Origin of the sequence: Pseudomonas sp. ICMP 561 (genome assembly GCF_002699985.1) — a bacterium.
Classification (GTDB): Bacteria; Pseudomonadota; Gammaproteobacteria; order Pseudomonadales; family Pseudomonadaceae; genus Aquipseudomonas; species Aquipseudomonas quasicaspiana.
The window spans coordinates 31427-57822 of sequence record NZ_LKBT01000020.1 but is presented as its reverse complement, the minus strand read 5'-3'; the positions used below and the strand labels follow the sequence as shown (position 1 = coordinate 57822).

Sequence of the window (26396 nt, the reverse complement as noted above, 5' to 3'; positions counted from 1 at the left end):
CCGAGGCGCGCATTCTACAGCAGCCTCTGTATCTGTCAAGCGGTTATTTTAAGAAGTTTTCAAAGTTTCCTTATCAACTTCAACCACTTGCGCTTCGATCAACATCACGTTGCTCGTTAGCGGGAGGCGAATTCTACAGCGTTACAACCTGCTGTCAACTGCCTTTTTTCACCGCTTTCGATCAACTTCATCGAAGCCTCTTCTGAGCCAACCGAATCGTCCAACTCATTGATTATCAAGGAGTTTTTCGTTCTGTCTGCGCCAGAAGAGGTGCGAATTATAGAGAGATTAGAGAGGCCGTCAACCCTTAATTTCACTAAATTGTCATATCTTTCTGAAACCCCATAAAACAAAGGGGTGAGCCTGACGGCTCACCCCTCTTCCAAGACGTCTTAGAGACTAGGAAAGGCGAACTGCGACGCCTCGTGGCTCGCACGTTGCGGCCAACGCTGGGTAATCGCCTTGCGGCGCGTATAGAAACGCACCCCATCCGGCCCATAGGCATGTAGGTCACCGAACAGTGAACGCTTCCAGCCACCGAAGCTGTGGTAGGCAACCGGCACCGGCAGTGGAACGTTGACCCCAACCATGCCTACTTCAATCTCATCACAGAACAAACGTGCAGCTTCTCCGTCTCGAGTGAAGATGCAGGTGCCATTGCCGTACTCATGATCATTGATCAGTTGCATGGCCTGCTCAAGACTGGCAACTCGCACGATGCACAGCACCGGCCCAAAGATCTCTTCTTTATAGATACGCATCTCTGGGGTCACCTGATCGAACAGGCAGCCACCCATGAAGAAGCCATCTTCATTACCGGCAACACTCAAGCCGCGACCATCAACAACCAGTTTGGCGCCCGCTTGCACGCCGTCTTCTATATAGCCGCTGACTTTGTCGCGATGCTGACCAGTGACCAAAGGCCCCATGTCCAGCCCGCACGTTGTACCGGCACCGATTTTCAGGGAGGCAATTTGCGGCACCAGTTTGGCGACCAGCGCATCGGCAATCTGATCACCCACACATACGGCCACCGAGATCGCCATGCAGCGCTCGCCGCACGAACCGTAAGCAGCGCCCATTAACGCACTGACCGCGTTATCCAGGTCAGCATCCGGCATCAGCACCGCATGGTTTTTCGCGCCACCCAAGGCCTGCACTCGTTTACCGCGCGCAGCGCCTTCTTTATAGATGTACTCGGCAATCGGCGTTGAACCCACAAAACTCAGCGCTTTGACTTCCGGAGCTTCGATCAGAGCATCCACCGCAGCCTTGTCGCCATGGACGACATTGAGTACGCCTTTAGGAAGACCGGCTTCGTGCAGCAATTGTGCGATCAGCAGCGTGGAGCTTGGATCGCGCTCGGACGGTTTGAGGATGAAACAGTTACCGCAAGCGATCGCCAGCGGGTACATCCACAAAGGCACCATCGCCGGGAAGTTGAACGGCGTAATACCCGCGACGACACCCAAAGGCTGGAAGTCGGACCAGGCATCAATGTTCGGTCCTACATTGCGGCTGTACTCACCCTTGAGAATTTCGGGAGCAGCACAGGCGTATTCGACGTTCTCGATGCCACGCTTGAGTTCACCCGCAGCGTCTTCGAGCGTTTTGCCGTGCTCTTCGCTGATCAACTGAGCGATACGGCCTTCGTTCTGCTCCAGCAGTTGCTTGAAGCGAAACATGACCTGAGCACGCTTGGCCGGTGGCGTGTTGCGCCAGGCCGGAAACGCTGCCTTTGCCGAGTCGATGGCTTGTTGCACCGTTTCGCGGCTGGCCAACGATACCTTATGGATAGCCTGACCGGTCGACGGATTGAACACGTCGGCAGTACGGCCGTTGTCGCTGACCAGTTGGCCGTCGATCAAGTGTTGAATGGTGCTCATGAAATGACTCCAAAGCAGGCGCGAACGAATCCGCGCCTGTCACCTATATAGAAGGGTTTATCAGTCGATCTGGTTCAGCGCTTCGCCAACCGCATCGAACAAACGATCCAGGTCTTGCGGCTTGCTGTTGAAAGTAGGTCCGAACTGCAAGGTGTCGCCGCCAAAACGCACATAGAAGCCAGCCTTCCAGAGCTTCATGCCTGCCTCGAATGGGCGAACGATCGCGTCGCCATCTCGCGGCGCAATCTGGATAGCGCCAGCCAGGCCGTAGTTACGAATGTCGACGACGTTCTTCGTACCTCTGATGCCATGCAGTGCGCTTTCGAAATGCGGCGCCACCTCAGCAACCTGTTGAACAAGATTTTCCCGCTGCAGCAAATCAAGTGCTGCGAGACCGGCAGCACATGCAACCGGGTGCGCGGAGTAGGTATAACCATGCGGGAATTCCACCGCGTACTCAGGCGTCGGTTGATTCATGAATGTCTGATAGATCTCACTGCTGGCGATCACGGCCCCCATCGGAATCGCACCGTTGGTGATTTGCTTCGCAATGCACATCAGATCAGGCGTCACACCAAAGCTGTCTGCGCCAAACATTGAGCCGGTGCGACCAAAGCCCGTAATGACTTCGTCGAAGATCAGCAGGATGTTGTGCTGATCGCAGATTTCCCGCAGCCGCTTGAGGTAGCCCTGAGGCGGCACAATCACACCGGCCGAACCGGCCATTGGTTCGACGATGACTGCAGCGATGTTTGAGGCATCGTGCAACTCGATCAACTTCAGCATTTCATCCGCGAGAGCAATACCGCCCGCCTCCGGCATGCCTTTCGAATAAGCGTTGCTGGCCAGCAAGGTGTGCGGCAGATGATCCACGTCCATCAACTGGCCAAACATCTTACGGTTGCCGTTCACCCCACCGAGACTGGTCCCCGCAATGTTCACACCGTGATAGCCACGCGCACGGCCGATCATTTTGGTTTTGGTTGCCTGCCCCTTCAAACGCCAGTAGGCACGCACCATTTTCACGGCGGTATCGGCGCACTCGGAACCTGAGTTTGTGTAGAACACGTGATTCAGATTGCCCGGCGTCAGCTCGGTGATTTTTTCAGCAAGCTGAAAGGACAGCGGGTGACCAAACTGGAAGCCCGGGGAGTAGTCCAGAATGCCCAACTGCCTGGAGACAGCTTCCTGAATCTCCTTGCGCGTATGACCCGCACCACAGGTCCACAGACCAGAAAGCGCATCATAGATCTTGCGTCCCTTGTCGTCTGTCAGATAGCTGCCATGCGCCGCGACGATCAAGCGCGGATCACGCTGGAAATTGCGATTGGCGGTGTAAGGCATCCAATGAGCATCAAGCTTCAATTGGCTGGCAATAGACATCTCGGACGACTCGAAACTGTTCATCGAAACGGACCTCGCTGGAGCGCTGGGCGGTTGAGTGACTGCAAATACTTGATGCAGCTACGGTGCCACGGGGATAAAGTCGGAAAAACTCAACTTTTACGATCTTCAGTTAGCCGATGACTAAACTATGAGCAGCCGTCGCCCCGATCCACTGGCACAAGTCAGCGATTTTGATATCCGATTGCTGCGCATCTTTCGAAGCGTAGTTGAGTCGGGAGGATTCTCTGCCGCCGAAAGCGCACTCGGCATAGGACGCTCGGCCATCAGCCAGCAAATGAGTGATCTGGAGCAACGCCTGGGCTTACGCCTTTGCCAACGTGGACGTGCCGGATTTTCGCTTACCGAAGAAGGCCGGGAGGTTTACCAGTCGGCGTTACAACTGCTGAGCGCACTGGAAAGCTTCCGCACTGAGGTCAACGGCCTCCACCAGCATCTGCGTGGTGAGTTGAACATTGGCCTGACTGACAATCTGGTCACCCTCCCCCACATGCGCATCACTCACGCACTGGCTCAGTTGAAAGAGCGTGGACCTGATGTGCACATCAACATCCGCATGATTGCGCCCAATGAAGTGGAACAAGGCGTACTCGACGGTCGGTTGCACGTGGGTGTCGTTCCTCAAGCCAGTGCATTGTCGGGCCTTGAATATCAGCCGCTGTACAGCGAGCGCTCGCTGCTCTACTGCGCGGTGGGCCACCCGCTTTTCTATATGGAGGATGCTGCGCTGGATGACGGGCGTCTTGCAGAACAGGACGCCATCGCGCCGACTTTCCGATTACCCGCAGAGATTCAGGCTCATTATCAGGCGCTCAATTGCACCGCCAGCGCGTCTGACCGGGAAGGCATGGCGTTTTTGATCCTGACCGGGCGTTACATCGGCTATTTGCCGGATCACTATGCGAGTTTCTGGGTGCAACAGGGTCGCCTGCGGGCACTGAAACCGGCATCGCGCTTCTATGATCTAAGCCTGGTGTCGGTAACCCGCAAAGGACGCCGCCCTCATTTGGTGCTGGAAAGTTTTCTGCAGACACTGGCTGCTACACGGTGAGACATGGCGCCCAGTTGCAACCTACCGCCCCGTAGGAGTGAGCTTGCTCGCGATAGCGTCAATTCAGCGGATGAATTCGTCGACCAATAGACCGAATCGCGAGCAAGCTCACTCCTACAGATCATGAGTTTGCTGCACGACAGCGATGTGTCAGGCACGTCGGGGCGGATCCTACAGATATCCGCCAAACACTAGCCCTCAAAAAAACCTGAGCACTTGGACAGCTTTTTGCACAGTGGTTGTATTAAACGACCCGCGAGAGCACGACATGCAGCCCGACGCCTCACCCAGCAGCGATCTGATCTACGGCCTCGATGATCGGCCCAAGCCACTACCGGCCATACTTGCTGCGCTGCAACACGTGCTCGCCAGTTTCGTCGGCATCATCACACCGCCGTTAATCATCGGTTCTGCACTTGGGCTGGGCGCCTACATGCCTTACCTGATCAGCATGGCATTGATGGTTTCAGGCGTAGGCACTTTCATCCAGGCACGTCGGCCATTCGGAATTGGCGCAGGGATGATCTGCCTGCAAGGCACCAGCTTCGCTTTTCTCGGCGCAGTCTTGTCTGCGGGCTTTCTGGTCAAACAACGCGGCGGGAGTCCTGAAGACATTCTGGCGATGATTTTCGGGGTCTGTTTTTTCGGTGCGATGGTGCAGATTGTGTTGAGTCGCTTCATTGGCCAACTGCGCAGAGTCATTACGCCGCTCGTGACCGGCATCGTGATCACCCTGATAGGCGTCAGCCTGATCAAAGTCGGGGTGACGGACCTGGGCGGTGGATTCAACGCTCCAGACTTTGGCGAACCGCTGAACCTGGCGTTGGGCGGTTTTGTGCTGGTCGTTATCATTCTGCTCAACCGGTCAAATACTCCCTGGATACGCCTGTCGGCGATCATCATCGGCCTCGCTGCAGGCAGTCTGGCAGCGTGGTTCAGCGGAAAGCTGGTCCCTCATTCCGTTGGCGACCTGCCCCTGATCAGCGTACCGGTCCCGTTCAGGTTCGGTTTCGCCTTCGACTGGACAGCTTTCCTGCCCGTCGCGCTGATTTATCTGATCAGCACCATCGAAACAGTCGGCGACCTGACCGCCAACTGCATGCTCGCTAAAAAGCCCATAAGCGGCCCCACGTACATTGCCCGGCTTAAAGGTGGCGTATTGGGCGACGGATTCAGTTGCATGATCGCTGCAACCTTCAGTGCCTTCCCCAATACGACTTTCGCGCAAAACAACGGTGTGATTCAGCTCACCGGCGTGGCCAGTCGTTATGTCGGTCTGTACATCGGCGCAGTCCTCTTCATGCTCGGCCTGTTCCCGACCATTGGCGCTTTGCTGCAACAAATCCCAAAACCCGTACTGGGTGGAGCGACTCTGGTCATGTTCGGCAGCGTTGCTGCTGCGGGCGTACGCATTCTGGCTCAGGCACCGCTGGATCGGCGCAGCATGCTGATCATTGCAACGTCTTTTGGCGTTGGTTTGGGCATCGCTTCCCAACCGGCATTGCTGCATCACCTGCCTAAACTGGTACAAAACCTGTTCGACTCGGCAATCACCAGCGGCGGCATCACCGCCATTGTGATGTGCCTGTTATTGCCGGAGGACAAGACAAGCGTTGCGGGTACAGAATCTGCAACCGAAGCTGAGCCATCGACACACTAACTACTGATAATGCTGAACACCTGATTGGGTCAGGTATTCAGTGTTGTATCCCCATGATCTGTCCGGAACGGCCCCATGATCCTTGAAGTCCCTGCGCACAGTAGTCACGGCACCAAGCCCGCCAGTCGCATTCGTCAGAAGAATGAAGAGGCCATTATCAAAGCCGCCGAAGACGAGTTCGCTCGCCACGGCTTCAAAGGCACCAGCATGAATACCATCGCGCTGAACGCCGGGCTGCCCAAGGCCAACCTTCATTACTACTTCACTAACAAACTCGGGCTGTACGTCGCGGTACTCAGCAACATCCTCGAGTTATGGGACAGCACCTTCAACAACCTGACCGTCGAGGACGATCCGGCTCTGGCATTGAGCCGATACATTCGAGCCAAAATGGAGTTCTCGCGTCGTCAGCCTCAGGCATCGCGGATTTTCGCCATGGAGATCATCAGCGGCGGCGAATGCCTCAACCAGTATTTCAGCCAGGATTACCAAGCCTGGTTTCAAGGCCGGGCCTCTGTTTTTCAAGCGTGGATCGATGCGGGCAAAATGGACCCGGTGGATCCGGTGCACCTGATTTTCCTGCTGTGGGGCAGCACGCAGCATTACGCCGACTTCGCTACGCAAATTTGCCAAGTGACCGGACGCACTCGATTGACCAAGCAAGACATGGAAGTTGCGGGCGATAATCTCATTCGCATCATCCTCAAGGGTTGCGGCCTGACGCCTCCAGGCGCTTAACTGGCGACATCTGTTTACAGCTGGAACCCACGCATGCCCTTTACTCTGGTTGGCCCTTGTGAATTTCGCGAAGAGATTCGCAAGAGCCGCTTTATCACTCTCGCCGCGCCCATTTCCAGCGCCGCCGACGCACAAGCGTTTATCGAACAGAACAGCGACCTCAACGCGACGCACAATTGCTGGGCCTGGAAACTGGCCGATCAATACCGCAGCAATGACGATGGCGAACCTGGCGGTACAGCAGGACGACCGATTCTGGCCGCCATCGAAGCCCAGGAATTTGATCAGGTCGTGGTGCTGGTGATTCGCTGGTACGGCGGCATTCAACTGGGTACCGGCGGCCTCGCCCGGGCCTACGGCGGCGGTGCCAATAAATGCCTGCAACAGGCTGAGCGTCTAGCGTTGGTTACTCGGGTGCCATTGAGCCTGTCGTGCAGCTTCAGCGAACTGGCGCTGGTCAAATTGCGGGTCGCCGAATTGAACGGATTGGTGCAGAACGAAGACTTCACGGCTAATGGAGTGGACCTTGCGATTGCGGTTGGCCCAGAGCAGGTCGAAGTGCTGCAGCGGCAGTTGGCGGATTTGAGCCGGGGGCGGATTGTTTTGAGCAAAGACGGGGAATGATTTCACGTTGTCGTGCGCCACATGCAGGCTCATTCGGGAGATTTCTGTTTGCCCGCAATCCCGTAGGACCGGCTTTAGCCGGGAGAGCGGCATTTCTGTTGACGTAAGTGCAGCGCAGGTACCGACATCCTCCCGGCTAAAGCCGGTCCTACGGGATTGCGCAGATCTGTGGAAGCGCGAACTCGGACTGCACACATTTACTGTGCATCCGGCTGTGGACAAGCTGAGTACATGCCTCCGCAAGCCTTGCCACGCTTAGCTTCCAGCCAATTGATTAGTTTTTATACAAAACTGTCACATACCGCTAAAAGCATCGTTAAAACAGCGCGTTACGATCTCTTATCGTCAGACGCTACTAGCGACTGCCCGCTTATATCGCACTTTTGAGCTTGCTCACATTTACTGTGGAGGAACCTGTGGATAACAGGTGCAAGGGTTGCGGTGACGCCGGAGTTGCCTGACTCGACAGCGACTGTATGTTTTTTACTCAGACAGGCTGGTCGAAATTGAATCATTAAATGTCCGAAACGCCCTGATCTGGTGCCGATGCTGGCGATCAGTTGCACCACAGGAGCCACCCTATCGCTCTTGCGACATCGTCGTTACAAGCAAATCAGCATTTACCCGCAAAAACCTGACTGCCTGGCCAGGAAATTGCTTTATCCACAGGCGATCCTCTTACCTTGAGCCTGTCATGCCAAACCCTGTGACATCTGCACGCCTGCAGCTGCGTGCCATCAGCAAGCGCTATCCCGGCTGCCTGGCCAACGATGCCATTTACCTGAATATCGCCCCCGGAGAAATCCACGCCCTGCTCGGCGAAAACGGCGCAGGCAAAAGCACCTTGATGAAGATCATCTACGGCGTGACGCAGCCCGATTCAGGCGAAATCGTCTGGCAGGGACAGGCTCTGAAAATGCGTAACCCAGCCCAGGCCCGCAGCCTGGGCATTGGCATGGTGTTTCAGCATTTCTCATTATTCGAAACCCTGACCGTAGCTCAGAACATCGCGCTGGCGATGGGCGGCGCGGCCGGTACGCCAAAGCAATTGGAACCCAAAATCCGTGAAGTCTCCCAACGCTATGGCATGGCGGTCGAGCCGCAACGACTTGTCCACAGCCTGTCGATCGGCGAGCGGCAGAAAGTCGAGATCATTCGTTGCCTGATGCAGGACATCCGCCTGTTGATTCTCGATGAGCCGACTTCAGTGCTGACGCCGCAGGAAGCCGACGAACTATTCGTCACCCTGCGCCGCCTGGCCGCTGAAGGCTGCAGCATTCTATTTATCAGTCACAAGCTGGGTGAAGTCCGCGCCTTGTGTCATAGCGCGACGGTATTGCGCGGCGGCAAAGTGTCCGGGCACTGTATTCCGGCACAATGTTCGGATCTGGAGCTGGCGCGGTTGATGGTCGGCGATGCTGAAGGCCTGACCGCGCAGCATCCAAAAGTCGCGGGGCATAAACCGTTCCTGCAGGTGGAAAAACTCTCCTGGCATAACCCCGATCCGTTCGGTTGCTCTCTGGTCAATCTCGATCTTGAAGTGCGCAGCGGCGAAATCGTCGGCATTGCGGGCGTCGCAGGTAATGGTCAGGACGAGCTGCTGGCCCTGCTCAGCGGCGAACAAACATTAAGCAACTCGCTGTCATCCAGTATTCGCTTTGCAGACTTGAACGTTGGTCATCTACGTCCCGATGCACGGCGTAAAAACGGCCTGGCGTTTGTTCCAGCGGAACGACTCGGGCACGGCGCGGTGCCGGACTTGAGCCTAAGCGATAACGCGCTGCTGACGGCATTTCAGCAAGGACTGGTCAGCAAGGGCCTGGTCCAACGCGGCAAGGTCCGAAGCCTGGCCGATGAAATCATCAAACGCTTCGCAGTGAAAACTCCGGACGCTCAAGCGCCCGCTCGAAGCCTGTCCGGCGGTAACTTGCAGAAATTCATTCTGGGCCGCGAGATCTTGCAGAACCCGAAACTGCTGGTCGCCGCGCATCCAACGTGGGGCGTCGATGTGGGGGCCGCCGCAGCGATTCATCGCGCGTTGATTGCCTTGCGCGATGCGGGCGCAGCGATTCTGGTGATTTCCGAAGATCTCGACGAACTCTTCCAGATCAGCGACCGCCTTGCCGCGCTGAGCAGTGGCAGGCTCTCCCCTCTTGTACCGACCGGGCAGACCTCGCCCGTGCAGGTCGGCGGCTGGATGGCCGGTGAATTCGATGCACCGCCTGGCACTCAACCTCAATTCCAAGCCGCCGCGCTTAATTAACGGAGTTTCCGATGCTGCTTTCTCTGGAACCGCGCGGGCAACAATCGCGGGCCATGCTGTGGTTTTCGCCGCTGCTGGCCGCTGTATTGACCCTGATCTGCGGCTCATTACTGTTTATCGCCCTGGGTCTGGACCCTTTGCTCACTCTGCATAAGTTGCTGATTGCACCGGTCAGCGACTGGTATGGCGTATCCGAATTGATGGTCAAGGCGCTGCCCATTCTGCTCTGCGCGCTGGGTTTGGCAGTGGCTTACCAGGCGCGTATCTGGAACATCGGTGCCGAAGGCCAATTGTTGATGGGCGCGCTGGCTGGCAGCGCACTGGCAGTCAATATCATCGACATGGAAAGCCGCTGGGCACTGGTGCTGGTTCTGCTGGTTGGCACACTCGGTGGCGCGGCATGGGCGGGCTTGACCGCCTGGCTGCGCACCCATTTCAATGCCAATGAAATCCTGACCAGCATCATGCTCAACTACATCGCGCTGAACCTGCTGCTGTTCTTCGTGCATGGACCGTTGAAAGACCCTGCCGGGATGAATTTCCCTGAGTCAGCGATGTTTGGTGACGCTAGCCGCTTGCCACTGCTGACCGAGGACGGCCGCGTGCATGCCGGTGTGTACTTCGCCTTGCTGGCTTTGGTCGCAGTCTGGGTTTTGCTGCAACGCAGCTTTGTCGGTTTCCAGATCAAAGTGCTGGGGCTGGATAAACGCGCTGCAGGTTTCGTCGGGTTTCGCGAAAAACGTCTGGTCTGGCTGGCCTTGCTGATAAGCGGCGGCCTCGCAGGATTGGCCGGGGTAAGCGAAGTCGCCGGGCCCATTGGTCAGCTAGTACCGCAAGTGTCGCCGGGTTACGGCTACGCAGCGATCACCGTGGCCTTTCTCGGCCGCCTGAATCCAATCGGGATTCTGTTCGCCAGCTTGCTGATGGCGTTGCTCTATCTGGGCGGCGAAAACGCGCAAATGGCTCTTAACCTGCCGCAAGCCATCACACAGCTGTTTCAAGGCATGATGCTGTTTTTCCTGCTGGCCTGTGATGTGCTGATTCTCTATCGCCCACGCCTGAATGCGCGCTGGGCCAAACGTCAGATGGCACCCGCTGCCACGGGAGCTGTGTGATGGATATCGATCTGCTGAGCAATATTTTCTTCGCCATGGTGCGTTGCGGGACTCCGCTGCTGCTGGTCGCACTGGGCGAATTGATCTGCGAAAAAAGCGGCGTTCTCAATCTTGGGCAAGAAGGCATGATGCTGTTCGGTGCGGTGATCGGTTTCATCATCGCCTTGAGCACCGGCAACCTGTGGCTCGGTGTGCTGCTGGCGATGATGGCGGGCATGCTGCTGTCGGGATTATTCGCGGTGGTGGCGCTGGTCTTCAATGCCAATCAGGTCGCAACAGGTTTGGCGTTGACTATCTTTGGCGTTGGTTTGTCGAGCTTCGTCGGCGCAGCCTGGGTGGGTAAACCGCTGCAAGGTTTCGAGCCAATTCTGATCCCCTACTTGAGCGACATCCCGTTGATCGGCCGCATGCTGTTTGCCCAGGACATTTTGGTGTACCTGTCCTTCGCGCTGTTTGCCCTCGTGGCCTGGACGCTGCTGAAAAGCCGCGTCGGATTGATCATTCAGGCCGTTGGCGAGAACCCGGACGCAGCCAGCGCCATGGGCTTGCCGGTGCTGCGCGTGCGAACTCTAGCAGTGCTGTTCGGTGGTGCCATGGCCGGACTGGCCGGGGCTTACCTGTCTCTGGCGTACACGCCGATGTGGGCCGAAAACATGAGTGCCGGTCGTGGCTGGATCGCCCTGGCGCTGGTGGTGTTCGCCAGTTGGAGAGTGTGGCGCCTGTTGTTGGGTGCGTACCTGTTCGGCCTCGCCAGCATCCTCCATCTGGTGGCGCAGGGTATCGGCCTGGCGATCCCGTCCAACCTGTTGGCAATGCTGCCTTACGTGGCGACCATCGTCGTGTTGGTGCTGCTGTCGCGCAATGCCCTGCGTACACGTCTTTATGCCCCGGTTTCGCTAGGACAGCCCTGGCAGGCGGGGCATTGAGAATCCTGGAAATGACTCGGCAAGCATGCATCCCGTAGGACCGGCTTCAGCCGGGAGGGCTTTGCTCCAGGCCATGACAATATGGTGGATGTACTGGCCGCCTCCCGGCTAAAGCCGGTCCTACGTCGTCGTACGTTGAGCGGACTGGTAATAACTGCAAAACCGCCCACATCAATTCCATGACCAGGAATCCCGTCAGCAGCCACGTTGCCCCCTGCATCAGGGCATAGGCCTGCCACGTCGCGAAGAGCAGTCGACCTGCCGCGTCGTAACGTCCGAAAATCATCTGCGGATCGCGAATCCGAAGCACTGACCACACGCAAACAATCGAACCCAGCAAGTTGGCCATCAACATATGCATGGGCTCGAACGGTGGCAGCGTGCCGGGAACATTCCAGGCTTGGCTCACACTGGATAGCAGCCCGTGCAAGGCGACAAAACTCCAAGGCGTTACAAAAGCGGCCGTGACGATCAGGTCGTACCAGCCACTGGCACGGACAAGTTGGCGATAGTGTTGCGGTTGCCACATATAAACACTCCAGAGGATTTAACATTCCAACAGGCTAAAGGCTGGAGTACGCTCCAGGGTCAACCCCAAGGAACGGAAAAATGCGCATTGGTGAATTGGCTCAAGCCACCGCGGTCAGCCGCGACACTCTGCGGTTCTATGAGCAGCGTGGTTTGATTGCAGCGCAACGCAGCGATAACGGCTATCGGCACTATCCTGCGGAGATGGTGCAACTGGTGCAGTTCATCAAAACCGCGCAGCGCCTGGGTTTCAGCCTGAACGAAATCGGCCACAGCGTTGCCGAACTCTGGAAGGCCCCAGCGCCAGACCTGGCCATTGCTCAATTACTTCGGGACAAACTCGTGCTGATCGAGACACGCATCGCTGAACTCGGCGAACTGCGCATCGAGTTACAGAATCGTCTGGGCCAGAGCTGCCCGCTGAGCCCCTGATAACTTTTCAAGGAGAAAACTCTTGTCCACTCAAAAAACTGCACTGATCGTCGGCGCCTCTCGTGGCATCGGCCTGGGACTGGTCAAACGGCTGACTGAACAAAACTGGAACGTCACTGCCACCGTTCGCGATCCACAAAAAGCAACTGATCTCAAAGCAATATCCGGCGTCCGTATTGAGACTCTTGATCTGGATGACGTCGCATCTCTGGATGCTCTGAAAAACAAACTGGAGGGGCAAGTCTTCGATGCGCTGGTCATCAATGCCGGGATCATGGGGCCGAGGCCACAAAGTGCCGAGCAGGTCACCACGGCGGAACTGACTCAATTGTTCCTCACTAACGCTATAGCACCTATCCGGCTGGCTGAACGCCTCGTTCAGCAGATCCGGCCCACTACAGGTGTATTGGCTTTCATGAGTTCCCGATTTGGCAGCGTTACCTGTCCGGACGGGGCAGATGCTTCGCTGTACAAGGCGAGCAAAGCAGCCCTCAACTCCCTGACCAACACTTTCGTCCTGCAGTTGCCAGCGCCTCGCCCAACCGTTTTGTCTTTACACCCGGGCTGGGTGAAAACCGATATGGGCGGCGAAGGTGCGGCTATCGACGTTAAAACCAGTACTAGCGGGCTGGTGGAACAGCTCGTGGCCTATGCGGGTAAAGGCGGACATCATTTTGTGGACTACAAGGGCGAAACTATTCCCTGGTGAAGTGGCGAATCGGAATGCTCTCACGTAGGAGCGACCGCCTGGCACCACACTAACCGGTAGGAGCGAACTTGTTCGCGAGGCGGTAGACCTGAATCACCGCGTATAACCCTCTCGCCAACAAGTTGGCTCCTGCCGGGGTTCACAGGTAGAATCTCGGCCTCGCCGACGCTGCAAAGCGCAGGCGACCCTGGATCAGCAGACAGGGCAACACTGAGCTGGCTAACCTGAACCTGTCTTTCAGAGGAGCCGGCACGATGCCTGCGATCCGTATCTGGTTGAAAAATCCCCTCGCTGTTTTCACGGCCAATGCCCTCGATGCCCGAGGCGGTCTGGTGATTGAAAACGGTGTCATCGTCGAAATGCTCGGCGTGGGTCAGCAACCCGCCAGCCCGTGCGACCAAGTATTCGACGCCCGCGAGCATGTGCTGCTGCCGGGCTTGATCAACACCCATCACCATTTTTATCAAACCCTGACCCGTGCCTGGGCTCCGGTGGTCAACCAGCCTTTGTTTCCGTGGCTGAAGACTTTGTATCCGGTCTGGGCGAGGCTGACTCCCGAAAAGCTCGCGCTGGCCAGCAAAGTCGCACTGGCCGAGCTGCTGCTGTCGGGTTGCACCACAGCGGCGGATCATCACTACCTGTTTCCGGACGGGCTGGAACACGCCATTGATGTTCAGGTTGAAAGCGTCCGTGAGTTGGGGATGCGCGCCATGCTCACCCGAGGCTCGATGAGCCTGGGTGAAGACGATGGAGGTTTGCCGCCGCAACAAACCGTGCAGCAGGGAGAGGTGATTCTTGAAGACAGCCAGCGCCTGATCGAGCGCTATCACCAGCGTGGCGCGGGCGCGCAAATCCAGATCGCCCTGGCGCCATGCTCACCCTTTTCAGTTACGCCGCAGATCATGCGTGAAAGCGCAGCGCTGGCGGAAAAGCTCGACGTGCGCCTGCACACTCACCTGGCCGAAACCCTCGATGAAGAAGATTTCTGCCTGCAGCGTTTCGGCCTGCGCACGGTGGATTATCTCGACAGCGTTGGCTGGCTGGGGCCGCGGACCTGGCTGGCCCACGGCATTCATTTCAACCCTGACGAAATCGCCCGACTGGGCGCAGCAGGCACCGGTGTTTGTCATTGCCCGAGCTCCAACATGCGCCTGGCTTCCGGCATTTGCCCGACACTGGATCTGATCGCAGCAGGCGCGCCGTTGGGGCTTGGCGTAGACGGCTCGGCCTCCAATGACGCCTCGAACATGATCCTCGAAACGCGGCAGGCGCTGTACCTGCAACGTCTGCGTTATGGCGCAGAAAAAATCACACCCGAGCTGGTGCTTGGCTGGGCAACAAAGGGCTCGGCGCAGTTACTCGGCCGTAGCGACATAGGTGAGCTGGCAGTCGGTAAACAAGCGGACCTGGCACTGTTCAAGCTGGATGAACTGCGCTTTTCCGGGAGCCATGATCCGTTATCGGCGCTGCTGTTGTGCGGCGCTGATCGTGCTGATCGGGTGATGATTGGCGGCCAGTGGAGAGTGATTGATGGTCAGGTCGAAGGGCTCGATCTGAAGGGGTTGATTGCTGATCACAGCCAGGCAGCGCGAGAGTTGATTCGCGGCTGATCAACGCGTTCCTGTTGGAGCGAGGCTTGCCCGCGAATGATACGCCTGGATTCTACCAGAACGACCGCATCATCGCCCTTCGCGGGCAAGCCTCGCTCCAACATATTCAGCCAGTGGTGCGTTAATTCAAGAAAGCGCTATAACCCCAACAACGACAGCATGATGAACGTCGCGAACAACACAAAGTGGGTCATGCCCTCTATCGCGTTGGTTTCACCATCATTCAGGTTGATTGCGCTCACCAGCAGGGTGATGAAAATCATCACGGTCTGCACCGGAGTCATTGCCATTTGAAACGGTTGGCCGCTGTAAAGTGCCATGGCTTCCATGACGGGTACGGTCAGGATCACGGTCGATAGCGACGCACCCAGCGCGATATTCACCACCGATTGCATGCGGTTTGCCAAAGCAGCGCGCAATGCAGTCAGAATCTCCGGCGCGGCAGAAATGGCCGCCACCAGAATCGCCGTCATGACCGGCGGTGCGCCAGTACCTTCAAGCCCTAGATCAACGGTCTTGGACATGACTTCCGCCAGTGCACCAATCACCACCACGCCCAGCATCAGAATCCCGATCGACAGCGTCAGATTGACCGGTTCGCTCTCGGCTTCAGGTTGATCCTTGCGCTTCTTTTTCTCTGGATAGCTGTAGCTGAAAAAGTAGCTGTGCGGCCCGACCTGCATGCGCAGGAACAAGGTGTAAAGCAGGATCATCGCGCCAATGGTGAACGCCGAATACAGCTTCCAGTCGCCTTCGGGGATGAACTCGGGAACCACCATGGAAACGCCCATCGCGGTGAGAATCATCACGCTGTAAGTGCGGGCTGAATCGTCGTTGTAGGACTGTTCGCCGTGCTTGATACCGCCCATCAGGGCAGCCAGACCAAGGATGCCATTGATATCGAGCATCACTGCGGAGTAAATCGTGTCGCGCACCAATGTTGGCGACGGCTCGTTACTCATCATGATCGCCAGGATGACCACTTCGACCAGCACCGCCGAAAGGGTGAGGATCATGGTGCCGTAGGGATCGCCGACTTTCTCTGCAAGCAACTCCGCATGGTGAGCCACGCGCAACGACGCGCAGACGATAAAACCTACCAGCGCAATCCCCGCCGTCAGCGCAACGCCCTGCCCGTTATTGAGGAACGAATGCTCGAACACGTAGGCGACAACTGTCGCGATGATCGCGAGCAGGAGAAATTTTTCTTGCTTGAGTATTGAGCCCATTGACTAGCCTTTAAACCTTCCTGGGTGAAACGTCCGGATAACGTGTTCAAGGCGTTGAGAGTGCCGAGTGTAAGCAAAGGTTTCAAAATGGGTGAGATCTGATGTCGCGCATTCCTGTAGGAGCTGCCGAAGGCTGCGAAGGCGATCCGACTGACACGCTGTCATTCGCAGCCTTCGGCAGCTCCTACAGATCATGGGCGCACCAGTTAGCAGCAACGTTGGGCTGGAATGCACCGTCCGGTGTCGTCTGTATCGCGGGAAAGCCATCGCAGATGAAGCCCTGTCATTAACTGTCCAGTTGGTCAGTTTTTTGCATTGTTCGAGCAACCCGCTTAGACGGCCGTGCCAACAAGACCAAAAGGAGCTAGACCCGATGCACTCCACCACACACCCGCGTCGCCCCCTGAAAAAATTGCTGTGTGCCATGGCCGCGGTCGTTGGCCTAGGTTCCAGCCTGCTGGCATCAGCGGCAGACCCGTTGAAAGTCGGCTTCGTCTATATCGGCCCGATCGGCGATCACGGCTGGACGTATCAGCATGAACAGGGCCGCAAGGCCATGGTTGAAGCTTTGGGCGACAAGGTCACCACCAGCTATGTCGAAAACGTGCCGGAAGGCGCAGACGCTGAGCGCGTGATCCGCAATATGGCCAAAGGTGGCTACGATCTGGTCTTCACCACCTCGTTTGGTTACATGAACCCGACGTTGAAAGTCGCCAAGCAGTTCCCGAAAGTGACTTTCGAGCACGCGACCGGCTACAAGCAAGACAAGAACATGGGTACCTATCTGGCGCGCACCTATGAAGGTCGCTACGTCGGCGGGTTTCTTGCGGCAAAAATGACCAAGACCAAAAAGATCGGTTACGTAGCCTCGTTCCCGATTCCTGAAGTACTGCGTGACATCGACGCCATTCAGCTGGCATTGAACAAATACAACCCGGGCACCGAGATCAAAGTCGTGTGGGTCAACTCCTGGTTCGATCCGGGCAAAGAAGCTGACGCCGCCAACGCACTGATCGACCAGGGCGTGGACGTCATGTTCCAGCACACCGACAGCCCGGCGCCGATCCAGACGGCTGAGCGTCGTGGCGTCTACGCCGTGGGTTATGCCTCGGACATGGCTCACTTCGGCCCGAAAGCGGTGCTGACCTCCATCGTCAACAACTGGGGACCGCATTACATTCAGGCCACAGAAGGCGTGATCAACGGCACCTGGAAATCTCAGGATTACTGGGGCGGCCTGAAGGAAGGCACGGTTGAGTTGCCGATCAGCGATATCGTCCCGGCGGACGTCAAGGCAGAAGCCGAGAAGATCATTGCCGACATCAAAAGTGGCGCGTTCCACCCGTTCACCGGCCCGATCAAGGATCAGACCGGCGCAGTAAAAATCCCGGAAGGCAAGGTTGCGACCAATGCAGAACTGGCCTCGATGAACTATTACGTCGAAGGCATCAAGGCGGAATTGCCGAAGTAACTTGGAACAAGTTACGTAGGACCGGCTTTAGCCGGGAGGGCTGCATCTCTGACGAAACAAATTCAGCGGATGCACCTTCCTTCCTCCCGGCTAAGCGGAACGCCACCCAGGCAGAGTCCTACGGCACGCGCACGCGCGCCCACAACAAAACTATCAGGACAAACACCGTGAACCAACTCCCCATCATCGACATCGCCCCGCTCTACAGCGATGACCAAATCGCATGGCAAGACATTGCCAGGCAAATCGACCAGGCCTGTCGGGAGTGGGGTTTTTTCTATATCAAAGGACACCCGATCAGCGCTGAGCGGCTTGAACAAGTGGTCGGCACGGCGCAGCAATTCTTCGCCCTGCCCCAGGCTGAAAAGCTCAAGATCGACATCACTCAAAGCCGTCACCATCGAGGCTATGGCGCTATCGCGACCGAACAGCTGGACCCGAATATACCGAGCGATCTCAAAGAGACCTTCGACATGGGCTTTCATCTGCCCGCCGATCACCCTGAGGTCGTCGCTGGAAAACCATTACGCGGTCCCAACCGACATCCCGACATGCCGGGCTGGGAAGCCTTGATGGAACAGCACTATCTGGATATGCAGGCACTCGCGCAGAAGTTGCTTCAGGCGATCACTGTCGCGCTGGGCATCGAGCGTGACTTCTTCGACAAGCGCTTTTTCGCCCCCGTGAGCGTGCTGCGCTTTATCCATTACCCGCCGCGCCATACCGCCACCAGCGCCGAACAACAAGGCGCGGGCGCACACACAGACTATGGCTGCATCACCCTTCTGCATCAGGACTCTGAGGGCGGACTGCAGGTGCGAGATGTGCGCGGTCAGTGGATCGACGCGCCGCCGATTGAAGGCACGTTTGTGGTCAACATCGGCGACATGATGGCGCGCTGGAGTAACGACCGATATGTGTCCACGCCCCATCGGGTGGTCAGTCCACTGGGCGTTGATCGCTATTCGATGCCGTTTTTTGTCGAGCCCAACCCGGACACTGAAATTGAATGCTTGCCCGGCTGCAAGAGCGAAACCGAGCCAGCACGCTACCCTGTGACTACTTGCTCGGCATTTTTACTGTCGCGTTTCGCCGATACCTATGCCTATCGACGGGAGCAAGAGGCCGGGTAAATTTGAACCGCTTGGTCAGGTTTTGCCCATCCCGAAGCACGACTCTGTAGAATGCCGGGCATCTGCACCTGATGAGAAAAGCACATGTACGACTGGTTGAACGCCCTGCCCAAGGCAGAACTGCACCTGCACCTTGAGGGCTCTCTCGAGCCCGAGTTGCTCTTTGCACTCGCCGAACGCAACAAGATCGCGCTGCCGTGGAATGACGTCGAAGCCCTGCGCGGCGCTTACGCCTTCAACAACCTGCAGGAATTCCTCGACCTCTATTACCAGGGCGCAGATGTACTGCGTACCGAGCAGGATTTCTACGACCTGACCTGGGCGTATCTGGAGCGCTGCAAGGCCCAGAACGTGATTCACACCGAACCGTTCTTCGATCCGCAAACCCATACTGACCGGGGTATCCCTTTCGAAGTGGTACTGAACGGCATCACGGGAGCCCTGAAAGACGGTCAATCAAAGCTGGGGATCGGCAGTGGTCTGATTCTTAGCTTCCTGCGCCACTTGAGCGAAGAAGAAGCAGAAAAAACCCTGGACCAGGCGCTGCCGTTTCGCGATGCGTTCGTCGCCGTGGGGCTGGACAGCTCGGAAATGGGTCACCCTCCCAGCAAGTTCAAACGCGTCTTCGACCGTGCCCGTAATGAAGGTTTCCTGACTGTGGCTCACGCCGGTGAAGAAGGCCCGCCTGAATATATATGGGAAGCACTGGACCTTCTGAAAATCCAGCGTATCGACCACGGTGTACGCGCGATCGAAGACGAGCGCCTTATGCAGCGCATCATCGACGAGCAGATTCCGCTGACGGTCTGCCCGCTGTCGAACACCAAGCTCTGCGTCTTCGATGACATGGCAAAACACAACATCCTCGACATGCTTGAGCGTGGTGTGAAGGTCACGGTGAATTCCGACGATCCCGCTTACTTCGGCGGCTATGTCACCGAGAACTTCCATGCGCTGTATACCCATCTGGGCATGACCGAGGATCAGGCGAAACGTCTTGCACAAAACAGCCTGGACGCACGACTGATCAAGCCTTGAGCTGACTCCCTCTCAAGCGGCAGCCGCGATCTTGTCGATCTCGCGCTGCCCGCTGGACGAAACCTGCAGGGTGCTCGACTCCTCTGTAATGCGTAGCCAGCCCATCTGAATAAAAAGCTGCAACAAACCTGCCCCTAACGCACCGCCCAAATGCGGCGTGACCTCGTTCCTGTCGGCACAGGCACAAACAGTCTCGCGTTGGCGCAACGCAAGTGCGGGCACGTAAATCCCCCTCTCCGCAAACCTTGCCACTCCCACACTGGTGACTTCGACACGATGTTCCTGTTGCTCGATCCAACCCGCCCCCAGCAGCCGCTGATACAACTCCGCGGCCATATCACCGCCAAGGTGATCACAGCAAATACGCGCCTCACGCAAAGGCATGGAAGGCAAAGGTTGCGCAACATTACGGTTGATCTGTTCTGTACTCGCGGCAGAGGCACATGCAAGCGCCTGGAGTGCCGTCGCCACCTGTGGACCCGCCAGACGGAAAAAACGCTTTCGGCCCCGCACTTCCTGCTTCAATAAACCACCAGCAGCCAGACGCGCCAAATGCGCTCCGGCAGATGATGTCGTCAAGCCCGCAAGCAGAGCCAGCTCATTGGCGGATCGAGCAGTACCGTCCATCAAGGCCCAGATCATTGCACTACGCTTCGGGTCAGCCAGCAATGTTGCAACGTGGCTGATGCAAGGTGCATATTCCATATGTTCACTCCCTGTTGAAACATCGTCTATCGCGATGACATGGTGGCAGTAATACAGTTGTAACCAAGAAGCAAGACCGCCATAGTCGAGGCTGTAATGAGCCAGTGAAGTAGAACACCTCAGGTAACTGACGGCCTTTAACCTGGAAAAAGGCCTTAAGGCACCCACGGCATTGATTACTGCATCGGTACGGTTTATCGACTTACGCACAGATCTAATGTGGAGCTCGTAAACAAGGCAACGGCCCGATGATAGATCGGGACTTACATAACTATGGATCCAACCAACTCCGGACGATCAGTATAAGCCTTGGAACCTTTCCCTCGATCAGGCAAACAGACCGTTACATCAAGAGCATCCAGAGTTTCCTGATGAACCTTGGCCAATCTTTCACGCGAAGAGCATTCCTGAAAATATCACAAGGACGCCCACCGAACCCCGGCTACAAAGGCCTGCATCCCTTCGAACAGAAAATCCGCCATATCGTGCACGGCATTTTCCTACAACATGGACAACTAGAAACGCTCAATAAAATAAGACAAATAGTAGAGCCCATGTTCGCAGCTAACGACCATCAATCATATTTACACTCGTCACTTTCCGAAAAGTCCGTAGGATAAATCTACAATACCCGTGGCTTCTAACCTGTAACACTGAGGGAATATAAACAGTATTCACCTCAACATTGGTTATCGGCACATGGACAATCAATCTGCATTCATTTGGCAATGGATACAGTGAAAGCGATCGACTGGGGCTTGGTTGATATAAATGGGTCGGCTCCCGCACATGCGCGGGAGCATCAATCAGGCCTGAGTTACTGACGCATCACGCTTTTGCTGCAAGCGACGGGTCAGCACAGACATAGTGACCGCCAGCCCGCCACATAGACTGATGACCAGAGCCATGGGGACGGCAGTGCCATCGTGCAACACACCGACCAACGCCGCTGCACCGGCAGCAACACTGAATTGCAGACACCCCAGCATCGCCGATGCACTCCCGGCACGCGCCCACTGGCCGTTCATCGCACAAGCCGATGCGTTGGGGATGATGCAGCCCAGGCTGGCAATGCAAATGAACAATGGCACCAGCAACGGCCAAAGCTGCTCGGTACGCAAACCGGTAATGGCCAGCAACGTCAGAGCCGCAGTCAGATAAATCCAGACTGTACGCGACAGCAGAAACGCAGGACCTTTCTTGCCTACCAGCCGTGCATTGAGCTGGGCGACCAGTATGAAGCCAGCAGCGTTGGTGCCGAACAGCCAGCCATAATGCTCAGCAGGCACGCCGTACAGTTTGATGAATACGAACGGCGAACCCGCGATATAGGAAAACATGCCTGCCATGGCGATGCCGCCCGTCAATGCATGCCCCAGGAAAATCCGGTCTCCCAACAAACTGCGGTACTGCTTGAACGCCCCAGCCAGTGGCTGACGCGGATGGCTGGCCGGCATGCTTTCAGGCAACCCGAGCGCCACCGCCAGCGACGCCAGTGCGCTGAAGGCTGTCAGGCTGATAAAGATGGATTGCCAGCCATAAAGATTGACCAGTAACCCACCGAGCATCGGCGCAAGGATCGGCGCCAGTCCCATCACCAGCATCAATTGCGAAAAGACCTTGGCAGACTGCACCGCGTCACATTTATCGCTGACAATTGCCCGGGAAATAACCATGCCCGCACAACCGCCCAACGCCTGAACGAAGCGCGCACCAATCAGCCACTCAAGATTCGGCGCGAAGGCGCAAGCCAGCGAAGCCAGAGTGAACAGGGTCACGCCGAACAGCAGTGGGATCCGCCGACCGAAGCGGTCAGCCACAGGACCATAGGCCAGTTGGCCGATGGAGAGGCCCAGAAAGTAAGACGCCAGGGTCAGTTGAACGTGTTTCTCGTCAGTGCCAAACGCCAGAGCGATGGCCGGGAAACCTGGTAAGTAAAAATCGATGGCCAATGGGCCGAAGGCGCTGAGCGCCCCGAGAATCAGGATGGTGCGAAGGTTCATGAGGCGTCCAGACAGTACTCTTGCAGCCCGACAGTTTAACCGGGCCTGTGCGGGCTGAGTGTCAGGAGAAGGTAATTACTTCAAAAAGTTTCACGGCCGCGCCTCGTAGGAGATTTCACACTGTGGGAGATGCTTGCTCGCGTTAAGGCTGGATGCAGTTCACTTTAGATCGCGTCCAGCCTTATCGCGTGAAAGCAGCGCCCACATAGGCCGCGCTATTCCGTAGGACCGGCTTTAGCCGGGAGGGCGTCGGGACATTCGCTAAATATCCTTGGCCAGAAATACCGCTCTCCCGGCTAAAGCCGGTCCTACAACATCAAGATCATGCTTGCAGGCAAACATAGAATCTCTCACAGATCGAGTTCCAACCCACTCAGGTATGGGCGATTTGCGCCTGATACCCCTCCTCGGAAATCAAGCCAATCACCTGCTCGCCGGTCAGGTCGCTTTCTACAATGACTTCGCCAGTCGGCAGATCGACTTGCACCAGCGCGCTTGGGTCCTGGTCCTTGATGGCAGTGGTCACCGCTTTGACACAGTGGCCGCAAGTCATGCCTTGAACGTTGAATCGTTGCATGGTGCTACTCCTTCAAACAGGGCTGTAGGTGACGATTACGCCATGTTTCACCTTCCCATCGTGGCAAGGTCAAGTTTCTCGTTTGTCTGCCGGGCTGGTATTCGGCGCAATGCTCGGCCAAGCTGCATCATCACCGTCTACATCAGGAGTATCAGCGATGCGCTGGTCAGCATTGAGCCTCTTCGGCATTCTCGGCCTGTTGGCTGCTTCCCCGGCAGTTCAGGCTGATCAGGATTATGGCGTTCTGATCATTTCTCGCGAGCGACTGGAAGTCGCGACGTCCTGCGAGATCGGCATCTACATTCAGGACCAGCTCGCGGGCCGCTTGTTCCAGGAACAGTCCGTATCCTTCAACCTTCCCGCGGGTAATGTCGCCATTCGCCTGCGTGTGCTGCCAGGTGCAGTGTTCGGTTGCGACCCCGGCATGGAGGCCCAGAGCAACACCAATATCAAGATTCAAGCCGGCGATATTCTCAAATACCGAATCGCCAGCAGCCTCAATGGCATGTATCTCAAACGCGCCGATCTGAATTATTGATCTGGACTTGACCTTGTCCTCGTGGAAAGGTTGATCCTTGCAGGCAACTGCCTTCAGGGAGAATGAACATGCTCAATCCGCTCAACTTCGATCTGCCGATTTCCGGCATGACCTGCGCCAGTTGTGCAGGTCGGGTCGAGCGTGCGCTGAACAAAGTGCCAGGGGTGAAGACCGTCAGCGTCAACCTTGCCAATGAACAGGCGCACATCGAGACGGACGGCGGGCCGGATACCGCCACCCTCATCGCGGCAGTGGAAAAAGCCGGATATACCGCTACTGCGCATCAAGACCCGATTGCGAAAGCCGACCAGCAGCTTCGCACGCTGACCCGAGAGCGCTGGGCGCTGATTCTGGCAATTCTGTTAGCAGTCCCGTTGATTCTACCCATGCTGCTCCAGCCCTTCGGGATTCACTGGATGTTGCCCGCCTGGGCGCAATTCGCACTGGCCACCCCGGTCCAGTTCATTTTTGGCGCACGATTTTATGTAGCGGCCTGGAAAGCCGTGCGTGTCGGGGCAGGCAACATGGACCTGCTGGTAGCACTAGGCACCAGTGCCGGATACGGCTTGAGTGTTTATGAGTGGGTCACTGCCGCCCCAAGCGAAATGCCGCATTTGTACTTTGAAGCGTCGGCGGTAGTGATTGCTTTGGTGCTACTGGGCAAATACCTGGAAAGCCGTGCCAAACGTCAGACCGCCAGCGCCATTCGCGCGCTGGAAGCCTTGCGACCTGATCGCGCCCTGCGAGTCATTGACGGCCATGAACACGACGTCGCCATCAGCGCTCTGAATCTGGGCGACCTGGTGCTGGTCAAACCGGGCGAGCGCTTCCCGGTAGACGGTGAAGTGATCGAAGGCCAAAGCCACGCCGATGAAGCCCTGATCAGCGGCGAAAGCCTGCCGGTGCCCAAACAGGTCGGCGACAAGGTCACCGGCGGCGCAATCAATGGCGAGGGGCGCCTGCTGGTCCGAACCACAGCGCTAGGCACCGAAACGGTTCTGGCACGCATTATTCGACTGGTTGAAGACGCTCAGGCAGGCAAGGCTCCCATTCAGAAACTGGTGGATCGGGTCAGCCAGGTGTTCGTCCCAACCGTTCTGGTCATCGCCTTTTTTACGTTTGCCGGCTGGTTGGTGGCGGGCGCGCCGATGGAAAGTGCGCTGATCAACGCCGTTGCGGTATTGGTCATCGCCTGCCCCTGCGCGCTGGGGCTGGCAACGCCAACGGCAATCATGGCCGGAACCGGCGTCGCGGCGCGCTACGGTATTTTGATCAAGGATGCCGAGGCACTGGAGCGTGCCCATGAAGTGACAACAGTGGTGTTCGACAAGACCGGTACGCTGACTTCCGGCACTCCGCAAATCGCCCACTTCTGCGCCAAAGGCGGCAATGAAGAACAGGTACTGGAATGGGCGGGCGCACTGCAACGCGGCAGCGAGCATCCGTTGGCCAAGGCGGTGCTGGACGCCTGCCGGGATTGGCACCTGCATCCGGCCAGCATTGAAAACAGTCGGGCCCTGCCTGGCGTCGGGATTGCCGGGACGCTGGACGGCCGCGATCTGGCCTTGGGTAATCGCCGAATGCTTGAGCAAAGCGGTTTGCACATGGACGAGCTGGCCGACGCAGCCCGTGCCTGGGAAGCCGAAGGCCGGACCTTGTCATGGTTGATCGAGCAAAACCCGAACCCCGCGGTGCTGGGCTTGTTCGCCTTTGGTGACACACTCAAGCCCGGAGCGCGGCAAGCCGTTGAGCAATTAGCCGCACGCAACATCAGCAGCCACTTACTGACGGGTGACAACCATGGCAGCGCCAGAGTGGTTGCCGAGGCACTGGGTATTCGTGACGTTCATTCCGAAGTGCTGCCTGCCGACAAAGCCGCAACAGTGGCGGATCTGAAGCGATTTGGCGTCGTGGCGATGGTCGGTGACGGCATCAACGATGCGCCCGCGCTAGCTGCCGCCGATATCGGCATTGCCATGGGCGGTGGCACTGACGTCGCCATTCATGCGGCAGGGATTACGCTGATGCGCGGCGACCCGGCCTTGATTCCGGCAGCGCTGGAGATCAGCCGCAAAACCTACGCAAAAATCCGCCAGAACCTGTTCTGGGCCTTCGTCTATAACCTGATCGGAATTCCGTTGGCGGCCTTCGGCTTCCTCAATCCGGTACTGGCGGGCGCGGCCATGGCACTGTCCAGCGTCAGCGTGGTGAGCAACGCCTTGCTGCTTAAAGCGTGGAAGCCAAAAGATCCGGGAGCAAACTCATGAACATCGGGCAAGCGGCGAAACAGAGCGGGTTGAGCGCCAAGATGATCCGTTATTACGAAGCCACCGGCCTGCTGCAGGCCGCGCACCGCAGTGACAGTGGTTACCGCCTGTACGGCAAGGATGATCTGCACACACTGGCCTTTATCAAACGCTCGCGGGATCTTGGGTTTTCGCTGGAAGAAGTCGGCAAGCTGCTGACGCTCTGGCAAGACCGGCAACGCGCCAGCGCCGACGTCAAAGCCCTGGCCCGCGAGCATATCGCTGATCTGAACCAGAAGATCGAGGAAATGGTGAGCTTGCGCGACACCCTGCAGGAACTGGTCGAGCACTGCCAGGGCGACGACCGCCCGGATTGCCCCATTCTCAAGGACCTGGCTTCGGGTGGGTGTTGTGGGTAGGTGGTCCTCCTTTCTCTGTTGGAGCGAGGCTTGCCCGCGAATGACGAAGACGCGGTTTACCTGAATCACCTCATTTACTGATTCGCGGGCA

The 26396-nt window shown here is 57.2% G+C and carries 23 protein-coding genes; 16 read left to right on the top strand and 7 right to left on the bottom strand.

Annotated elements, in window-relative coordinates; translation table 11 throughout:
* Positions 1 to 392: 392 nt before the first annotated feature.
* Together AO242_RS15845 and AO242_RS15840 are read right to left on the bottom strand one after the other, a co-directional pair.
* Positions 393 to 1886 (bottom strand): CoA-acylating methylmalonate-semialdehyde dehydrogenase, encoded by a 1494-nt coding sequence (locus AO242_RS15845; RefSeq protein ID WP_099269477.1) that lies wholly within the window; start codon positions 1884 to 1886, stop codon positions 393 to 395.
* A gap of 60 nt (positions 1887 to 1946) precedes the next feature.
* Complete coding sequence (locus tag AO242_RS15840) at positions 1947 to 3293, bottom strand: aspartate aminotransferase family protein (RefSeq protein ID WP_027901268.1); 1347 nt, start codon at positions 3291 to 3293, stop codon at positions 1947 to 1949.
* Between the two features lie 127 nt (positions 3294 to 3420).
* Here AO242_RS15840 and AO242_RS15835 point away from each other — a divergent pair, with 127 nt between their 5' ends.
* The 7 genes from AO242_RS15835 to AO242_RS15805 all read left to right on the top strand — a co-directional run bounded on the left by AO242_RS15835 (position 3421) and on the right by AO242_RS15805 (position 11667).
* Complete coding sequence (locus tag AO242_RS15835; protein WP_099269476.1) at positions 3421 to 4341, top strand: LysR family transcriptional regulator; 921 nt, start codon at positions 3421 to 3423, stop codon at positions 4339 to 4341.
* A gap of 268 nt (positions 4342 to 4609) precedes the next feature.
* Complete coding sequence (locus tag AO242_RS15830; protein ID WP_099269475.1) at positions 4610 to 6001, top strand: uracil-xanthine permease family protein; 1392 nt, start codon at positions 4610 to 4612, stop codon at positions 5999 to 6001.
* Between the two features lie 75 nt (positions 6002 to 6076).
* Positions 6077 to 6739, top strand: coding sequence for a TetR/AcrR family transcriptional regulator (locus AO242_RS15825; RefSeq protein ID WP_027901271.1), 663 nt, complete (start codon positions 6077 to 6079; stop codon positions 6737 to 6739).
* 33 nt (positions 6740 to 6772) lie between these two features.
* Positions 6773 to 7363 carry an IMPACT family protein gene (locus AO242_RS15820; RefSeq protein WP_027901272.1) on the top strand — a complete coding sequence of 197 codons (591 nt, stop codon included), beginning with the start codon at positions 6773 to 6775 and terminating at the stop codon, positions 7361 to 7363.
* A 694-nt stretch (positions 7364 to 8057) separates the two neighbouring features.
* Positions 8058 to 9626: an ABC transporter ATP-binding protein gene (locus AO242_RS15815; RefSeq protein ID WP_099269474.1), complete on the top strand. Its 1569-nt coding sequence runs from the start codon at positions 8058 to 8060 to the stop codon at positions 9624 to 9626.
* Positions 9627 to 9637: 11 nt separating this feature from the next.
* On the top strand, positions 9638 to 10741 hold the full coding sequence (locus AO242_RS15810; RefSeq protein ID WP_099269473.1) for an ABC transporter permease: 1104 nt from the start codon (positions 9638 to 9640) through the stop codon (positions 10739 to 10741).
* On the top strand, positions 10741 to 11667 hold the full coding sequence (locus tag AO242_RS15805) for an ABC transporter permease (RefSeq protein WP_099269472.1): 927 nt from the start codon (positions 10741 to 10743) through the stop codon (positions 11665 to 11667). Before AO242_RS15810 ends, AO242_RS15805 begins: the two co-directional genes overlap by 1 nt.
* Positions 11668 to 11713: 46 nt before the next feature.
* Here the strand turns inward: AO242_RS15805 and AO242_RS15800 are convergent, their stop codons facing one another.
* Complete coding sequence (locus AO242_RS15800) at positions 11714 to 12196, bottom strand: hypothetical protein (RefSeq protein ID WP_257153451.1); 483 nt, start codon at positions 12194 to 12196, stop codon at positions 11714 to 11716.
* Between the two features lie 80 nt (positions 12197 to 12276).
* Here AO242_RS15800 and AO242_RS15795 point away from each other — a divergent pair, with 80 nt between their 5' ends.
* From AO242_RS15795 to AO242_RS15785, 3 genes are all read left to right on the top strand, one after another.
* Positions 12277 to 12627 carry a MerR family transcriptional regulator gene (locus AO242_RS15795; RefSeq protein ID WP_027901277.1) on the top strand — a complete coding sequence of 117 codons (351 nt, stop codon included), beginning with the start codon at positions 12277 to 12279 and terminating at the stop codon, positions 12625 to 12627.
* Positions 12628 to 12649: 22 nt separating this feature from the next.
* Positions 12650 to 13336 carry an SDR family oxidoreductase gene (locus AO242_RS15790; RefSeq protein ID WP_099269471.1) on the top strand — a complete coding sequence of 229 codons (687 nt, stop codon included), beginning with the start codon at positions 12650 to 12652 and terminating at the stop codon, positions 13334 to 13336.
* A 254-nt stretch (positions 13337 to 13590) separates the two neighbouring features.
* Positions 13591 to 14946 carry an 8-oxoguanine deaminase gene (locus AO242_RS15785; RefSeq protein WP_099269470.1) on the top strand — a complete coding sequence of 452 codons (1356 nt, stop codon included), beginning with the start codon at positions 13591 to 13593 and terminating at the stop codon, positions 14944 to 14946.
* Between the two features lie 137 nt (positions 14947 to 15083).
* Here AO242_RS15785 and AO242_RS15780 read toward each other — a convergent pair whose 3' ends face one another.
* Positions 15084 to 16175 carry a calcium:proton antiporter gene (locus tag AO242_RS15780; protein WP_027898103.1) on the bottom strand — a complete coding sequence of 364 codons (1092 nt, stop codon included), beginning with the start codon at positions 16173 to 16175 and terminating at the stop codon, positions 15084 to 15086.
* Positions 16176 to 16548: 373 nt separating this feature from the next.
* On the opposite strand from AO242_RS15780, the gene AO242_RS15775 reads away from it, so the two are divergent.
* The 3 genes from AO242_RS15775 (at position 16549) to AO242_RS15765 (ending at position 19817) form a co-directional block, all read left to right on the top strand.
* A complete protein-coding gene (locus AO242_RS15775; protein ID WP_027898104.1) occupies positions 16549 to 17646 on the top strand; it encodes a BMP family ABC transporter substrate-binding protein in 1098 nt (365 codons plus the stop codon).
* 167 nt (positions 17647 to 17813) lie between these two features.
* Positions 17814 to 18779, top strand: a complete 966-nt coding sequence (locus AO242_RS15770; RefSeq protein ID WP_099269469.1) for a 2-oxoglutarate and iron-dependent oxygenase domain-containing protein — start codon at positions 17814 to 17816, stop codon at positions 18777 to 18779.
* A gap of 84 nt (positions 18780 to 18863) precedes the next feature.
* The gene (locus tag AO242_RS15765; protein WP_027898605.1) at positions 18864 to 19817 is read left to right on the top strand and encodes an adenosine deaminase; all 954 of its coding nucleotides are present in this window, start codon (positions 18864 to 18866) and stop codon (positions 19815 to 19817) included.
* 12 nt (positions 19818 to 19829) lie between these two features.
* On the opposite strand, the gene AO242_RS15760 is transcribed toward AO242_RS15765, so the two are convergent.
* From AO242_RS15760 to AO242_RS15745, 3 genes are all read right to left on the bottom strand, one after another.
* Positions 19830 to 20522, bottom strand: coding sequence for an ArsR/SmtB family transcription factor (locus AO242_RS15760; RefSeq protein ID WP_099269468.1), 693 nt, complete (start codon positions 20520 to 20522; stop codon positions 19830 to 19832).
* 806 nt (positions 20523 to 21328) lie between these two features.
* A complete protein-coding gene (locus AO242_RS15750; protein WP_099269466.1) occupies positions 21329 to 22525 on the bottom strand; it encodes a multidrug effflux MFS transporter in 1197 nt (398 codons plus the stop codon).
* Positions 22526 to 22898: 373 nt separating this feature from the next.
* A complete protein-coding gene (locus tag AO242_RS15745; RefSeq protein WP_099269465.1) occupies positions 22899 to 23102 on the bottom strand; it encodes a heavy-metal-associated domain-containing protein in 204 nt (67 codons plus the stop codon).
* 157 nt (positions 23103 to 23259) lie between these two features.
* Here AO242_RS15745 and AO242_RS15740 point away from each other — a divergent pair, with 157 nt between their 5' ends.
* The 3 genes from AO242_RS15740 (at position 23260) to cueR (ending at position 26305) form a co-directional block, all read left to right on the top strand.
* Complete coding sequence (locus AO242_RS15740; protein ID WP_099269464.1) at positions 23260 to 23640, top strand: hypothetical protein; 381 nt, start codon at positions 23260 to 23262, stop codon at positions 23638 to 23640.
* Between the two features lie 68 nt (positions 23641 to 23708).
* The gene (locus AO242_RS15735) at positions 23709 to 25907 is read left to right on the top strand and encodes a heavy metal translocating P-type ATPase (RefSeq protein WP_099269463.1); all 2199 of its coding nucleotides are present in this window, start codon (positions 23709 to 23711) and stop codon (positions 25905 to 25907) included.
* On the top strand, positions 25904 to 26305 hold the full coding sequence (gene cueR, locus AO242_RS15730) for a Cu(I)-responsive transcriptional regulator (RefSeq protein ID WP_099269462.1): 402 nt from the start codon (positions 25904 to 25906) through the stop codon (positions 26303 to 26305). The genes AO242_RS15735 and cueR overlap by 4 nt, the downstream gene beginning before the upstream one ends.
* Positions 26306 to 26396 lie beyond the last annotated feature (91 nt).

Coding starts and splice junctions, on each gene's coding strand:
- AO242_RS15845 (WP_099269477.1), bottom strand. CDS start 1,886: ATGAGCACCATTCAACACTTGATCGACGGCCAACTGGTCAGCGACAAC.
- AO242_RS15840 (WP_027901268.1), bottom strand. CDS start 3,293: ATGAACAGTTTCGAGTCGTCCGAGATGTCTATTGCCAGCCAATTGAAG.
- AO242_RS15835 (WP_099269476.1), top strand. CDS start 3,421: ATGAGCAGCCGTCGCCCCGATCCACTGGCACAAGTCAGCGATTTTGAT.
- AO242_RS15830 (WP_099269475.1), top strand. CDS start 4,610: ATGCAGCCCGACGCCTCACCCAGCAGCGATCTGATCTACGGCCTCGAT.
- AO242_RS15825 (WP_027901271.1), top strand. CDS start 6,077: ATGATCCTTGAAGTCCCTGCGCACAGTAGTCACGGCACCAAGCCCGCC.
- AO242_RS15820 (WP_027901272.1), top strand. CDS start 6,773: ATGCCCTTTACTCTGGTTGGCCCTTGTGAATTTCGCGAAGAGATTCGC.
- AO242_RS15815 (WP_099269474.1), top strand. CDS start 8,058: ATGCCAAACCCTGTGACATCTGCACGCCTGCAGCTGCGTGCCATCAGC.
- AO242_RS15810 (WP_099269473.1), top strand. CDS start 9,638: ATGCTGCTTTCTCTGGAACCGCGCGGGCAACAATCGCGGGCCATGCTG.
- AO242_RS15805 (WP_099269472.1), top strand. CDS start 10,741: ATGGATATCGATCTGCTGAGCAATATTTTCTTCGCCATGGTGCGTTGC.
- AO242_RS15800 (WP_257153451.1), bottom strand. CDS start 12,196: ATGTGGCAACCGCAACACTATCGCCAACTTGTCCGTGCCAGTGGCTGG.
- AO242_RS15795 (WP_027901277.1), top strand. CDS start 12,277: ATGCGCATTGGTGAATTGGCTCAAGCCACCGCGGTCAGCCGCGACACT.
- AO242_RS15785 (WP_099269470.1), top strand. CDS start 13,591: ATGCCTGCGATCCGTATCTGGTTGAAAAATCCCCTCGCTGTTTTCACG.
- AO242_RS15780 (WP_027898103.1), bottom strand. CDS start 16,175: ATGGGCTCAATACTCAAGCAAGAAAAATTTCTCCTGCTCGCGATCATC.
- AO242_RS15775 (WP_027898104.1), top strand. CDS start 16,549: ATGCACTCCACCACACACCCGCGTCGCCCCCTGAAAAAATTGCTGTGT.
- AO242_RS15765 (WP_027898605.1), top strand. CDS start 18,864: ATGTACGACTGGTTGAACGCCCTGCCCAAGGCAGAACTGCACCTGCAC.
- AO242_RS15760 (WP_099269468.1), bottom strand. CDS start 20,522: ATGGAATATGCACCTTGCATCAGCCACGTTGCAACATTGCTGGCTGAC.
- AO242_RS15750 (WP_099269466.1), bottom strand. CDS start 22,525: ATGAACCTTCGCACCATCCTGATTCTCGGGGCGCTCAGCGCCTTCGGC.
- AO242_RS15745 (WP_099269465.1), bottom strand. CDS start 23,102: ATGCAACGATTCAACGTTCAAGGCATGACTTGCGGCCACTGTGTCAAA.
- AO242_RS15740 (WP_099269464.1), top strand. CDS start 23,260: ATGCGCTGGTCAGCATTGAGCCTCTTCGGCATTCTCGGCCTGTTGGCT.
- AO242_RS15735 (WP_099269463.1), top strand. CDS start 23,709: ATGCTCAATCCGCTCAACTTCGATCTGCCGATTTCCGGCATGACCTGC.
- cueR (WP_099269462.1), top strand. CDS start 25,904: ATGAACATCGGGCAAGCGGCGAAACAGAGCGGGTTGAGCGCCAAGATG.